Raw genomic sequence first — 14,605 nt, forward strand, 5'->3', positions numbered from 1 at the left:
CATGAACACTCAATCAAATACGGCGTTCTCATTATTGGCATTGGCAATTGGTGCCTTTGCCATTGGCACCACGGAATTCTCACCAATGGGATTGTTGCCAAATATCGCTAATGATTTAGGGATTTCAATTCCAACAGCCGGAATGTTAATTACGGGCTATGCACTTGGCGTCATGCTAGGTGCCCCGTTCATGACCCTGTGGTTTGGTGGTTTTGCACGACGTAATGCGCTTATCTTCCTGATGGCGATCTTTACGGTAGGTAACCTGATAGCAGCATTTTCACCAAGCTATATGAGCTTATTAGGTGCGCGTCTCATCACAAGCCTTAACCATGGTGCTTTCTTCGGGATAGGTTCAGTTGTAGCAGCAAGCATTGTGCCCGCACATAAACAGGCCAGCGCTGTAGCGACCATGTTTATGGGCTTAACCATTGCCAACATTGGTGGTGTACCGTTGGCAACATGGGTTGGGCAAAACATTGGCTGGCGTATGTCTTTCCTTGCGATTTCATTGCTTGGTGTGATTACGATGCTCGCTTTATGGAAAGCATTACCACAAGGTATGGTTGCCCAAAAACCAAATGTGAAAGCTGAATTAAAGGTATTAACACGCACTCCTGTAATACTTGCTCTACTCACTACAGTGCTTGGTGCGGGTGCAATGTTTACGCTCTATACCTATATCGCGCCAAGTTTGACTGAGTTTACACATGCTTCACCGACCTTCATTACGTTTATGCTGATGTTGATTGGTGTCGGTTTCTCAGTTGGTAACCATTTAGGCGGTCGCTTTGCAGATTTGTCTATTAACAAAACTCTGATTGGTTTCTTGGTTCTGTTAATTGTAATGATGGTGACTTTCCCAATCCTTGCACAAAGCCAGATTGGAGCAGCCATTGCATTAGTCATCTGGGGTGCTGCAACCTTTGCTTTAGTTCCACCTTTGCAAATGCGTGTAATGTCAGTTGCTCATGAAGCACCAGGGCTTGCCTCTTCAGTAAATATCGGCGCCTTTAACTTAGGTAACGCGGTTGGAGCAGCAGCAGGTGCGTTAGTACTCGATTTAGGTTGGGGTTATAGCGCAGTATCATTTGCTGGTGCTTTGCTAGCAGGGTTAGGCTTGTTATTGGTTTTATTCCAAATCAAACGCGAGAGTAGTCCCATCCAAGCATTACAGCAGTGTTCAGATTAATAAAAAAAGCGCCTGATCTCAGGCGCTTTTTTTAAGCTATTTATTTTAAAATTTCTGGTAACTTGGGTTGCTCGTAAATCGGACTAGTCACTTCCCGTTTCATTTTCAACAACATCTGGTAAGGCTGTTGTTGAACAAACATATTTACGAAGCTCAGCGGAATCGCACCAGCTGGGTCAGCATAACCACTTGTGGTTACTTTAACTTTGTTATTCGCTAATTTCTGGAAGGTCCAATCCCCTTCATAGCGTGTTAAGCGCACTACATCAGGTTGTATCGGATAATTACTATTAATTGCCGTGTTCTTAATGGTAATCAAACCATTGGCTGCTTTACTCATTTTTCCTTTCACGACCACATCTCGATCTTTTAAAGGAAAAGGAAAATCTAATAGCATATAGAGTGTGAATTCACCCTTTTTCTCATCTTGAGACAACATCTGAACCTTGCCCATATAAGGCACCCACTGATCAGCACGATTTACATCTAAAATCACAGCGACAGCGCGTTCAAGTGGCACATCAAAAGTCGTTTCAGCCTTATATTGAAAGACTGGATTATCAGTCTTTTGATAGGTCCAGACTTTAATATTATTACGGTCTAAGCTGAGTTTAGCTTTTTCCGTAGAAGCAGCCCCCGTCCAGAGGCTGCTTAAGCAAAGAAGAGTGGTCAAGGCAATTTGTTTTTTATTCATGTTCTGCTCTATCTTTTTTTTCTCGCTACACATGGAATACGTACAGGGTTTTAAACCTGTACGTCATTCAACCCTAAAACATCTTTCATGTCATATTTACGCGCTTCACGGCCCACAACCCATGCAGCAGCTCGCACTGCACCAGCAGCAAAGTTCATACGGTTAGTTGCTTTATGAGTCACTTCAACGCGCTCACCTTCACCAATAAACATCACAGTGTGTTCACCAACAATATCCCCACCACGAATGGTTTCAAAACCAATCGTTTGACGGTCACGCGGACCTGTGTGCCCTTCACGTCCATAGACAGCAACTTCTTTTAGGTTACGGCCTAAAGTATCTGCAATCGCTTCACCCATCATTAACGCTGTACCAGATGGCGCATCTACTTTATGACGGTGATGAGCTTCAATCACTTCAATATCTACTGTATCGCCAAATACTTTTGCTGCAAGCTCAAGTAACTTGATTGATACATTTACACCTACTGAATAGTTCGCTGCATAAACCACAGGTGTATGAGTGGCAACTTCGTCTAATTCAGCTTTTTGCTCATCTGACATACCTGTTGTACCAATAACCATGGCAACCCCAGCTTCACGGCAAAGCTTCAAATGCTGAGCAGTTGCAACTGGTGCAGTAAAATCAATAATTACATCGCAATCTTTCAGAACATCGGTCAAGCTTCCTGAAACCTTCACACCCACTGAACCAATACCAGCAAGCTCACCAGCGTCAGTGCCCACCAAACTACTTTCCGGACGCTCTACCGCAGCAGCTAGTTGATAGCCTGCTTGTTGAACTGCTTGAATAAGCGTACGGCCCATACGACCGCCTGCACCTAAAATACCAATGCGTGGAGCTGCTGACATAATCCTTCTCAATCTTCTGTTTTACGTAATTTGTCTACTATATCAAAACTCTTTGCTCACGATAAAAAGTAAAAATTATTTTTTGAGATGAACTGAAATTTAATCTGTTTTCACAAAAGTTAAAGAATTGATCTGCACACTACGGACCACGAATGAAAAAAAGATGACTATAAGGAGTTCAGCATGCATTCGAGAATTATTGGCTTTACCGTAATGATGGGGATTATGAGTTCAGTGGCTTTTGCAGAGCCTGCAATCCAGCCAGGAGACACATTAGAAAGCTTATCTAAAGCACGTATTACCACTAACGTAACGACTCAAACAGCAACACCTACAGCTCAAACAAGCGTGGCAACCAATGCCAACGCTGACGTTAAAGTTGAAGATATTGACCCGATTATTGGCGAAACAACAGCAGAAGCACCGAAAGTAGCTGTACAGGCAGAAGCAGTAGCCGCACCAGTGATCGAAAATGCTCCTACTCTTGCTTCTAGCGAACCGACTGTAAGTGTAAATGATATTGATGTTGCTCATCCTACAGAGTAAGCAGACGTAATTTTCTTTTAAGCAGAATAAAAATAATAAGATGAATCAGCGCAATAAAAAGGCGGATATTTTATCAATATCCGCCTTCTTTTTAATTTCTTGTCTAATCAAGCATTAATCGAACAAACGATCAAAGAATGATTTTTTCTTCGGTGAAGAAGCACTGTCTTCGCCATCAAAAGAAGCTTGCAACTCTTTAAGTAATTCACGTTGGCGAGAATTTAGGTTGACTGGAGTCTCGACCACAATACGGCAGAGTAAATCACCCACCATGCTGCTACGTACTGGACGAACGCCTTTGCCACGTAAGCGGAATAATTTACCTGTTTGAGTTCCCTCAGGAATTTTCAGGCTAACACGGCCTTCCAGAGTTGGAATTTCAATTTCTTTACCAAGTGCAGCATCAGCAATGCTTACTGGTACGTCCATATAAAGATCTGCACCGTCACGTTGGAAAATTTCGTGTTCACGAACTACAACTTCAACGTACAAGTCACCTGATTGGCCATCACGAATTGCTTCGCCTTTACCACTCAAACGAACGCGGTCACCATTATCTACACCCGCTGGAATTGTAACTTCCAACGTTTGCTGGCGATCAGCTACACCTGAACCATGACATGCCTGACAAGGGTTTTTAATAATTTTACCTTGGCCACGACAAGTACCACATGTTTGTTGTACAGAGAAGAAACCTTGCTGCATACGTACTTGTCCTGAACCATGACAAGTTTTACAGGTTTCAACATCTTTTGGATTTTTTGAACCTTTACCATCACACACATCACAAGGTGCTGGAGCAGTAAAGGTAATGGTTTTTTTCACCCCTTTTACAGCTTCTTCAAGGGTAAGTTCCATTACATAGCGTAGATCTGATCCGCGACGTTGACGCTGTTGACGCCCACCACCACCGAATGCACCACCGAAGATATCACCGAACTGGCTGAAAATGTCTTCGGCACTAAATCCACCAAAGCCACCACCACCGCCGCCAAAGCCGCCTTCGAACGCATTATGACCCATGCGATCGTACATGCTACGCTTTTCGCTGTCCGATAAAACTTCATAAGCTTCAGCAGCTTCTTTAAATTTCTCTTCAGCTTCGGCATTGTCAGGGTTTCTATCAGGATGATATTTCATCGCCAATTTACGGTAGGCTTTTTTGATCTCATCATCACTTGCGGTTTTCGAAACGCCTAAAACCTCATAATAATCACGTTTAGCCATTTTTGGCGGTGCTCCTCACGGAATTTTATCAATACTCTATTGCCGACTAAATGGGGGGCTTTAGCCGAATTTACAAGGGTAAAATGTTTAAAAAATAGATATATTAAAAAACTGCCTTATTTTTTAAATATTTAGACAAGCCTTTTAACCATGCATTTAATAGAAATAACCACGCAATAGCGCTAAATACCACACCCGCAACCGTAGAGGCGGTTACCCAAAGGTTACTGTCCCATGCAAAAAAGAAGAGCGGAATAAACCAGACCACAGCAAAAATTGCCATACAAAGAAATAGAATCCCGTTGCGCATAATCCATAGTGCATGCGCATGAATCCAAACTTCTGCATTATCTACAACCGCCACTTTACGAGCAACCAAATAAGCAAAGGCCGCAAAAATAACCGTAAACAATGCAAGAAACATGAACGCATAAGAAATTACTATATAACGGCGATGCTGTTCGATATGGTCTTGCCCCATCTGTATTTCACCTCAATTCACTGCACTTAGCCTATTTTTTATGCAGTGAAATAATCCTGTATTTTTTGTGTAAAGACAGGTGCTACTATATTGGAGTTTTCAATATTTCGCACCTTTATTCACAAAAAATTTATGTATTTTATGCGGTTTTTTTCACCTTAAACCACGCTGCGTAGAGCGCAGGTAAGAAAAATAATGTCAGTAAGGTGGCAACAATCAAGCCGCCCATGATCGCAACTGCCATCGGACCAAAGAAAATACTTCGTGAAAGTGGAATCATGGCCAAAACCGCGGCTAATGCAGTCAAAATAATCGGGCGGAATCGACGCACTGTCGCTTCAATAATCGCTTCCCATGTTGGATGTCCTGCTTGCCTGTCTTGTTCAATTTGATCAATCAAAATAAGCGAGTTACGCATGATCATGCCAGAGAGTGCAATTGTGCCCAACATGGCCACAAAGCCAAATGGTTTGTTAAATAGAAGTAAGAATAAAACCACCCCAATTAAACCAAGCGGAGCTGTTAATAACACAATGGTCGCGCGTGATAAGCTTTTGAGCTGAATCATTAGTAATGTCATGACCACAGCCAAGAACAGTGGCATACCCGCATTAACAGAATTTTGCCCACGTGCAGACTCTTCTACAGTTCCACCGACTTCAACAAGATAACCACTTGGTAATTCAGCACGCAATTTATCCATTGATTCAGCTAACTCGCCAACCACTGTAGCTGGCTGTAATTGAGTGCGGATATCTGCGCGAACAGTAATGGTCGGTAAGCGATTACGATGCCAAATTAAACCATCTTCAAACTTATACTCAATTTTAGCGATTTGAGCTAAAGGCACAGTCGTTCCGTTAGTCGTTGGTACGGCTAAACTTGCTAGGGAAGCCACTTCAACTCGTTCGCTCTGATCGCCGCGTAAACGGATTTCGATGAGTTCACGCTTTTCACGATATTGCTCAATCGCACTACCAGTAATTGATGCATTAATAAAGTTCGCTAAATCCAAACTAGAGACACCCATTTGTCGAGCACGATCTTGGTCAATTTGAATTGAAATAATCTTACTCGGCTCACCCCAATCTAAATGCACATTGGTGGTATTCGGGTTTTCGCTAATCAGCTTAGCGACTTTCTGTGCTTCTTGACGGACCAGATTTTGATCTTCACCCGACACCCGATATTGCAATGGATAACCAACAGGAGGGCCATTCTCCAGTAATGACACGCGAGTACGAACTTGCGGCAGCAATTGTCTAATTTGTTTGTCTAACGAGCGTCGAATTTCATCACGATCATCAAGCGATGACGCGAGTACAACAAACTGCGCGAAACTGGCTTGCGGTAATTGCTGGTCTAACGGTAAATAAAAACGTGGTGAACCTGTACCGACATATGCCACATAGTTATCAATACCTTTTTGTTTAGACAGGAATTTTTCAACCTTTTTCACAGCTTGTTCTGTCGCTGTTAAAGAAGCACCTTCTTCAAGTTTTAAATCGACTAAAATCTCGGCACGATTCGAAGGTGGGAAAAACTGCTGAGGAACGATCTTAAACATCAGCACAGATAGCACAAAAATACCCACCGTCGTCGCAATTACGGTTTTACGGTAAGTCACACAAAACTCGACCATCTTTCTAAAACGTAAATAGAAATTAGATTGATAAGGATCGTAGTGATGGTCCTGTGAAATGGCCACAGTTTGCGGTTGCGGTTTTTTAGTTAATCTCGCCCATAAACGAACATACCAAGGTGCCTGATGTCCTGTTTTGGTAAAATCGGGTAATAGCTTTTCGCCTAAATAAGGTACGAATAAAACTGCTGCAATCCAAGAGACTAATAAGGCAATCGTCACCACCTGAAAGATAGAGCGAGTGTATTCACCTGTACCAGACTGAGCGGTAGCGATCGGTAAGAAACCAGCCGCAGTAATCAGTGTTCCGGTGAGCATCGGAAATGCTGTTGTTTTCCACGCAAATCCGGCAGCTTTAATTCGGCTATAACCCTGCTCCATCTTAATTGCCATCATCTCGACGGCAATAATGGCGTCATCGACTAACAAACCTAGCGCCAGAATCAAGGCACCTAGTGAAATCTTATGCAGCCCAACATCGAATAGATTCATCCCCGCAAAGGTCATTGCTAAAACTAAAGGAATAGAAAAAGCGACAACCAATCCTGTACGAAAACCTAAAGAGAAAAAGCTCACTAACAAGACAATAATAACTGCTTCAGCGAGTACCTTGATAAACTCATGAATACTGCGTTGTACCGCTACAGGTTGGTCAGAAACTTTTTGGAGCTTCATACCTAAAGGTAAAGTTTTTTGTAGTTGGGCAAATTCTGTGTCGAGATTTTTACCTAAGGCAATAATGTCACCGCCCTTACGCATTGATAAAGCAATACCAATCCCATTTTCACCCATGAAGCGCATGCGTGGCTGAGCAGGTTGACTAAAACCACGGTAGACATCAGCGACATCTCCGAGCTGAATGGTTTTATCACCTACCAGTAAAGGCATTTTCTTAATTTCATCAATATTTTGTAAATGACCGCTTACCCGAATCTGGATGCGGTCTGTGCCTGTTTCAAAAAAACCTGCACTTGCCATACTGTTTTGCTTTTGTAAGGCATCTTGAATCGCTGTAACTGGAATACCAAGCTGTACCGCTTTGGTGTTAGAAATCTCAATCCAGATTTTTTGATCTTGCAGACCAATTAGTTCGACCTTACTGACATCCTTGACGCGTTGAAGCTGTAATTGCAAACGATCTGCATATTCCTTAAGAAGTGCGTAGTCAAAGTCTTTGCCTGTCAGTACATAAATATTGCCGTAAGTGTCTCCAAATTCGTCATTGAAAAATGGACCTTGTACACCGTTTGGCAGTTCATGGCGTATATCATTTACCTTTTTACGAACGTTGTACCAAACATCAGGAATCTTGTCAGAAGTCAGTGAATCCTTCGCTACAAAAGTGACCAACGACTCACCTGGACGGGAGTAAGCCATAATCTTGTCATACTGCCCTGTTGTCATGAGTTCCTTTTCGATACGGTCCGTAACTAAAGTAGAAACTTCTTTGGCAGTCGCCCCTGGCCAGTAGGTCTGCACCACCATGACCTTAAAGGTAAATGGTGGATCTTCACTTTGTGATAATTTTGAATAAGAGATTGCACCGATAATGCCAAGCAACAGCATAAAATAAAGGACAATGCCTTTATTATTTAATGCCCATTCCGAGAGATTGAATTTCATGGCTGGGTTGCTCCCTGAATTTTCACCCCACGGTTTTCACGATCAATCGGATGAATCTTCTGTTTATCACGTAGCAAGTGTACGCCGCCAATCACCACCCAATCATTTGGAGTCAAGCCAGATAACACAGGTACACTATCTTTGCCATATGCACCAATCGTTACAGGTACTTTACGCAAAGTCTGGTTCGCATTAACCACCCACACATAAGGTTGATTATCTGTTGCTGAAACACTTGAAAGTGGCACACTCATCACATTGGTTTGAGTCGAGCTAAAAAATACGCGTGCACTTTGTCCAAGCTGAATAGCAGATTGACCTTCTTTGAGAGCAACTTTGACCGTAAATGTACGAGACTGATCCGCCGCTGGGGAAACTTCGCGCACATAACCATCAAATCGGTCATTTGGTTTAGACCATAACGTCACCCAAGCTGCTTGGCCAACCTTGATCTCAGAAACCGCTTGTTCTGGCACACCAATGACAACTTCACGCTCTCCATCAATAGCTAGTTGATAAGCCGCTTGGCCCGCAGCAACCACTTGTCCAATTTCAATGTTTCGTGCAGTAATTACCCCGTTTTTATTAGAAACGAGTTGGTTATAACCAGTTTGGTTTGCAGAAACTTCATAGTTAGAACGAGCTTGCTGTAGAGCCGCTTGCGCAGCGTCATATTGATTTTTTACCGTATCGAATTGCGAACGACTCACCGCATTAATCGGCAATAATTGCTGAAAACGTTTAAGTTCGTCTGCTGCTGTTTTTGCTGAAGCCTGTGCATTGTCCAGTTGGGCTTTAGCGGCATTTAATTGTAGCTGAGCATCTGCCACGTCAAGCTTTGCTAAAACTTGTCCGACTTTAACTCGATCACCTACATCCACGTAACGTGCCGTAACCTGTCCACCGACCCGAAATGCTAAAGCTGTTTGCTGTCTAGCCTGCACATCCCCTGCATAGCTTTTTTGTTCATTGAGTGTGGTCAAGGGTTGGACCACCATCACATAGGGTATTTCTTCTGTTTTGGGAGCTTCTTTACTACACCCCATTAATGTGACCGTACAAACAATCACCATACTCATGATGAGAGGTTTTAACAGATTCATATCTTATCGCTCTTATTCAAACTGATTTTTTAAGGCACAATATGCTTGCATCATAAATTGTTTATTTTTTAATTAATATACCCATGGGTACATTAATTAAAGAAAAACTTATAATTTGCTATCTTTTTAAATTTTTATCAGAGGGTTTTGTGCAAACAGTTAATCAAAGTGGTCGCCCCAAAGATCTGGAAAAACGTGCTCGGATCTTACAAGCCGCGAAAGCTATTTTTTTAAAATCTGGCTATCACGGTACCAGCATGAACCAGATCGCACAGGAAGCAGAGGTCACTAAACTCACGGTTTATAATCACTTTCAAGACAAAGCAAACCTGTTTATCTGTGCGATTACAGAAACCTGTGAAGAGACACTGTGCACTAAACAATTTGAATTAGATGCATCAGCAGACTTTTATCAAGCACTCTTTATTGTTTGTTCAGGCGCCTTGCAGATTATTTACTCACCTGAAGCATTAAAGCTTGAACATGTATTATTTGAGCTCGCAGCAGAACAAAGTCCTCTCACTCTACAGTTTTTTGATGCTTCACATACACGACTGCAAAATCAGTTAACTGAGTTTTTGCAAAAAGCGGCTCAATTAGGTTTTATTCAAACCGATGACCCTAATTATCAAACCGAGCTTCTTTTGTCTTTATTGCTTGGCGTACGCCACCAGAAGGTTCTACTTAGAATTATTGCTGTACCAAATGCACAAGAGCTAGAAAAAATTATTAGAGATGCAATTCATTTATTTTTGCTCAAATATCGGAATTAAACCAAAGTCCGATTGCCAAAAGTTGCACTGAGTGCATGTCTACTTTTAAGACGCAATAAGCGAATTAAATGTTATTTTTTAAGCAAAAATTCACATTTTCTTACGCTCAAAGCTTGGAATGTTCGCTAATCGCGCTATATTCGATAAGAATAAGAACAGGAGAAAAATAGCATGGTTCAGCAAATCGATGCGCCACTGCGTGAGGACGTCCGCTTACTTGGCAACTTGTTAGGTGAAACCCTAAAACAACATGCAGGACAAGAACTGTTTAATCAGATCGAGCAAATCCGTGCTCTTGCCAAAGGCGCACGTGATGGTCAAGCTGAAGCCGAAAAGCAATTAGAACAATTATTTTTAGAATTGCCCGATGAAGAGCTACTTCCTCTTACCCGCGCTTTTTCTCATTTTTTAAATTTTGCTAATATTGCCGAGCAATACCATGTAGTTCGTAGCCGCAGACATGCAGAGTTTGATTCGGAGGCTAATTCTCCAAATCCCCTTGTTCACCTATTTCAAAAATTTAAAGATAAAAGTATTTCGACAGAAAAACTGTTTCAGCAAATTTGTGATCTCAATATTGAGTTAGTACTTACGGCGCACCCAACCGAAGTCAGCCGTCGTACACTCATTCAAAAATATGATGATATCAATGCTTGTCTTTCTCAACTTGATCAGCAAAAACTTACTCCGCGTGAACGACAAAGTGCACTTGCCAACTTGAAGCAACAAATTAGTTCGGCATGGCAAACGGATGAAATCAGACAGCATCGCCCTACTCCAGTCGATGAAGCAAAATGGGGTTTTGCCACAATTGAGCAAACACTTTGGAATGCTGTACCTAAATTTATTCGTGAATTAAATGAGTTGGTTCAAGATAATTGCCAACAAAACTTACCACTCAATATTGCACCAGTGCGCTTTGCTTCTTGGATGGGCGGAGACCGTGATGGCAACCCAAATGTTACTCATCAAATTACCCAAGAAGTACTGTGGTTATCACGCTGGCAAGCTGCCGACCTTTACCTAAGAGATATCGAAAACTTACGTTGGGAGCTTTCAATCCAAACCTGTTCCGAAGAAATGATTCAAGCGATTGGTAGCCAACATGCAGAACCTTATCGTGAGTATTTACGTGCTACACGCGAACGCTTAAAAGCAACTCGTCACTGGTTAGCGCAGCGCCTACAAGGTTTAGAAGCAGATGACAGCAATGTCATTAAAAGCAAAGATGAGCTATTACAACCATTATTGCTGTGCTATCGCTCTTTAATTGACAGTAACCTTCCTGAAATTGCGAATGGTCAACTTCTCGACTTTATATACCGCGTGAACTGTTTTGGTATTGAATTACTTAAACTCGACATTCGCCAAGAATCAGGTCGTCATCGTCAAGCCATTTCAGCCATTACCGAGTATTTAGGATTAGGTAATTTTGAATCTTGGACTGAGCAAGCTCGCCAAAACTTCCTCATTCAGGAACTACAAAGTAAACGCCCGCTTTTACCGAAATATATTAATGAACCTGAAGGTAGTTTGATTGGTCATCCAGATGTTCAAGAAGTATTTGCAACCATGCGTACTTTAGCAGACCAACCGCCTGAATCTTTAGGGGCTTATATTATTTCGATGGCTGAATATCCAAGTGATGTTTTAGCTGTGTTGCTATTGCAAAAAGAAGCAGGTATTCAGCACCCTCTACGTGTAGTTCCTCTGTTTGAAACTTTAAAAGATTTAGATGGCGCTGCAACTACTATGAATACGCTGTTCAATATGCACTGGTATAAGCAGCACATTCAGGGCAAACATGAAGTCATGATCGGTTACTCCGACTCTGCAAAAGATGCTGGCTTTATGTCTGCCAACTGGGCGCAATATCGTGCTCAAGAAGAGCTCACTGCAATTGCTCAAAAACACGGCGTACAGTTAACGCTATTCCATGGCCGTGGTGGTTCAATTAGTCGTGGTGGTGCTCCAACACAACAGGCACTATTTTCGCAGCCACCGGGTTCGATCTCTGGTGCAATCCGTGTCACAGAACAAGGTGAAATGATTCGCTTCAAGTTCGGTTTAGAAGGGATTGCCATGCAAAACCTTGAAATCTATACCGCCGCAACACTCGAAGCGACTTTATTACCACCACCAGAGCCTAAAGCCGAGTGGCGTGAAATCATGAACCGTATGACAGATCATTCTGTTAAGGTTTATCGCCAGACGGTGCGTGAAAATCCACATTTTGTGAAGTATTTACGGACCGTTACCCCTGAACTTGAATTACAAATGTTGCCATTAGGCTCACGTCCAGCAAAACGTAAAGTGAGTGGTGGTATTGAGTCTTTACGTGCGATTCCATGGGTATTTGCATGGACTCAAATCCGTTTGATGCTACCTGCATGGCTAGGTACTGGTGCAGCAATTAATGAAGTGATTGCCGATCAGCAAAAAGCAACGCTTGATGAAATGCTCCAGCAATGGCCTTATTTCCAGACGCTTATTGATATGCTGGAAATGGTATTGTCTAAATCCGACGCCAACATTGCACTCTATTACGAGTCTCATTTGACTGACGATGAAGATTTAAAAGTGCTCGGTAATCAATTACGTCAGCGCTTAAAAGATGCTGTTGAAACACTCCTTAAATTGAAAGATGAATCAAAGCTTCTTAGCAACAATGAAGTTCTTGATCAATCAATGCAGGTTCGTAAACCTTACTTACTTCCTTTGCATCTTTTACAAGCTGAACTCATGAAACGCCGCCGTGATTATCTCGCTGAGCGTCAGGCAGAGAACACCCCTGTTGACCATGCACTTATGGTAAGTATTGCGGGTATTGCTGCTGGCTTACGTAATACGGGCTAAGCTAATTTTACCAATTGTTTAACAAAGCAGTGCATCTCGATGTACTGCTTTTTACTTGCAAAATTCTCTATTTTTCTTAAATTTTCTCTGATTTTCTATTTTTTAGAATATTTTTTTAAAATCAAAAAATTAGTCTTTATGAGAAAAAAATAACTAATTCCTTATATTTAGAATTCATAAAATTATACCAATCGTTAAAAAATAATTATTTTTCACTAACATACTTCTCTCTAGAGATTAAATGCATTCTCAAGAAAGAGTATCATGGCACCAATTAAAGAATAATGAGCTTATTTTATGTCCAATTGGTTTCCAAAATGGCAGCCTTACCAAGGTGATATTGACCACCGACCGGTCTCTACCAACGAATATCTCCCTCCAGTTCAGAGTGCTATTTTAGGTATTCAACATGCATTTGCCATGTTTGGAGCAACTGTTTTAGCACCATTACTCATGGGCTTTAATCCTAACCTTGCCATTTTAATGTCTGGGATCTGTACCATCCTGTTCTTTTTAATTACGGGTGGTCGTGTTCCGAGTTACTTAGGCTCAAGTTTTGCATTTATTGGTGTGGTTGCAGCAGCAACTGGACATATTACAGGTTCAGGTGCCAATCCAAACCTTTCTATGGCTTTAGGCGGAATCGTAGCATGTGGTGTGTTTTATGCCATTATCGGTTTTATTGTGATGCTTACGGGTACACGCTGGATTGAAAAACTCATGCCGCCTGTGGTGACTGGCGCCATTGTGATGATTATTGGTCTAAACCTCGCACCCGTTACCATTAAAGGTGTTGCAGGCCAACCATTTGAAATGTGGATGGCCTTAATTACCGTACTTTGTATGGGTAGTATTGCAGTCTTTACGCGTGGCTTATTGCAACGTCTTCTTCTATTGGTCGGTTTAATTTTGGCTTATGCAATTTACGCTATCACCACCAATGGGCTAGGTTTTGGTAAACCAATTGATTTTAGCCAAATCTCAGCAGCTGCATGGTTCGGAATTCCAAGCTTTTCACATCCTACTTTTGATACCAAAGCAATGCTAATTATTGCGCCAGTTGCGCTTATTTTAGTAGCAGAAAACTTAGGCCATATTAAAGCTGTTGGTGCAATGACTGGTGAGAACCTGACGCCACAATTAGGCAAAGCATTTGTTGCAGATGGTTTAGCAACAACGCTTTCTGGTAGTGTCGGTGCTACAGGGATGACCACTTACGGCGAAAACATTGGGGTCATGGCAGTCACTCGTGTGTACTCAACCATTGTTTTTGTGATTGCAGGTGTCTTCGCCATTTTCTTGGGTTTATCTCCAAAATTTGGCGCGGTAATTAGTACGATTCCAAGTGCTGTCTTAACAGGTGCATCTATTGTTGTATTTGGTTTAATTACTATTGCTGGTGCAAAAATCTGGATTGAAAACAAAGTTAATTTTTCTAACAATAAAAACCTGATTGTTGCTTCAGTAACAATTATTTTAGGTGCCGGAAATTTTGAATTAATGTTTGGTAATTTCAATTTAGGTGGTATTGGTACCGCAACATTTGCAGCCATTATTCTAAATTGGTTGTTTAGTTTAAAAGATAAAACCTAAGTT

Annotated in this window: 11 protein-coding genes; 5 read left to right on the forward strand and 6 right to left on the reverse strand. The window is 41.8% G+C overall.

Going from position 1 to position 14,605, the window contains the following annotated elements; genetic code table 11:
- Position 1: 1 nt before the first annotated feature.
- On the forward strand, positions 2–1,192 hold the full coding sequence (locus tag ACS125_RS03720) for an MFS transporter (protein ID WP_443270604.1): 1,191 nt from the start codon (positions 2–4) through the stop codon (positions 1,190–1,192).
- A 40-nt stretch (positions 1,193–1,232) separates the two neighbouring features.
- Here ACS125_RS03720 and ACS125_RS03725 read toward each other — a convergent pair whose 3' ends face one another.
- Both ACS125_RS03725 and dapB read right to left on the reverse strand, forming a co-directional pair.
- Positions 1,233–1,886, reverse strand: coding sequence for an START domain-containing protein (locus tag ACS125_RS03725; RefSeq protein WP_005300357.1), 654 nt, complete (start codon positions 1,884–1,886; stop codon positions 1,233–1,235).
- Between the two features lie 50 nt (positions 1,887–1,936).
- Positions 1,937–2,758, reverse strand: a complete 822-nt coding sequence (dapB, locus tag ACS125_RS03730; RefSeq protein WP_004790232.1) for a 4-hydroxy-tetrahydrodipicolinate reductase — start codon at positions 2,756–2,758, stop codon at positions 1,937–1,939.
- 183 nt (positions 2,759–2,941) lie between these two features.
- On the opposite strand from dapB, the gene ACS125_RS03735 reads away from it, so the two are divergent.
- The gene (locus ACS125_RS03735) at positions 2,942–3,304 is read left to right on the forward strand and encodes a hypothetical protein (protein ID WP_238612336.1); all 363 of its coding nucleotides are present in this window, start codon (positions 2,942–2,944) and stop codon (positions 3,302–3,304) included.
- Between the two features lie 114 nt (positions 3,305–3,418).
- Here ACS125_RS03735 and dnaJ read toward each other — a convergent pair whose 3' ends face one another.
- From dnaJ to ACS125_RS03755, 4 genes are all read right to left on the reverse strand, one after another.
- Complete coding sequence (dnaJ, locus tag ACS125_RS03740; protein WP_002119101.1) at positions 3,419–4,531, reverse strand: molecular chaperone DnaJ; 1,113 nt, start codon at positions 4,529–4,531, stop codon at positions 3,419–3,421.
- Positions 4,532–4,634: 103 nt separating this feature from the next.
- On the reverse strand, positions 4,635–5,012 hold the full coding sequence (locus tag ACS125_RS03745; RefSeq protein WP_004790237.1) for a hypothetical protein: 378 nt from the start codon (positions 5,010–5,012) through the stop codon (positions 4,635–4,637).
- 139 nt (positions 5,013–5,151) lie between these two features.
- Positions 5,152–8,277, reverse strand: coding sequence for an efflux RND transporter permease subunit (locus tag ACS125_RS03750; RefSeq protein ID WP_443270608.1), 3,126 nt, complete (start codon positions 8,275–8,277; stop codon positions 5,152–5,154).
- On the reverse strand, positions 8,274–9,380 hold the full coding sequence (locus ACS125_RS03755; protein WP_443270610.1) for an efflux RND transporter periplasmic adaptor subunit: 1,107 nt from the start codon (positions 9,378–9,380) through the stop codon (positions 8,274–8,276). The genes ACS125_RS03750 and ACS125_RS03755 overlap by 4 nt, the downstream gene beginning before the upstream one ends.
- A 149-nt stretch (positions 9,381–9,529) precedes the next feature.
- Between ACS125_RS03755 and ACS125_RS03760 the strand changes: the two genes are divergently transcribed.
- The 3 genes from ACS125_RS03760 (at position 9,530) to ACS125_RS03770 (ending at position 14,602) form a co-directional block, all read left to right on the forward strand.
- Entirely contained in the window at positions 9,530–10,153 is a 624-nt protein-coding gene (locus tag ACS125_RS03760) for a TetR/AcrR family transcriptional regulator (RefSeq protein WP_034596129.1), read from the forward strand.
- 171 nt (positions 10,154–10,324) lie between these two features.
- Positions 10,325–13,009 carry a phosphoenolpyruvate carboxylase gene (ppc, locus tag ACS125_RS03765; RefSeq protein WP_353154077.1) on the forward strand — a complete coding sequence of 895 codons (2,685 nt, stop codon included), beginning with the start codon at positions 10,325–10,327 and terminating at the stop codon, positions 13,007–13,009.
- Between the two features lie 297 nt (positions 13,010–13,306).
- Complete coding sequence (locus tag ACS125_RS03770) at positions 13,307–14,602, forward strand: solute carrier family 23 protein (protein ID WP_443270613.1); 1,296 nt, start codon at positions 13,307–13,309, stop codon at positions 14,600–14,602.
- Positions 14,603–14,605: the final 3 nt, after the last annotated feature.

This window comes from Acinetobacter sp. PFS20, from assembly GCF_052261015.1.
Classification (GTDB): domain Bacteria; phylum Pseudomonadota; class Gammaproteobacteria; order Pseudomonadales; family Moraxellaceae; genus Acinetobacter.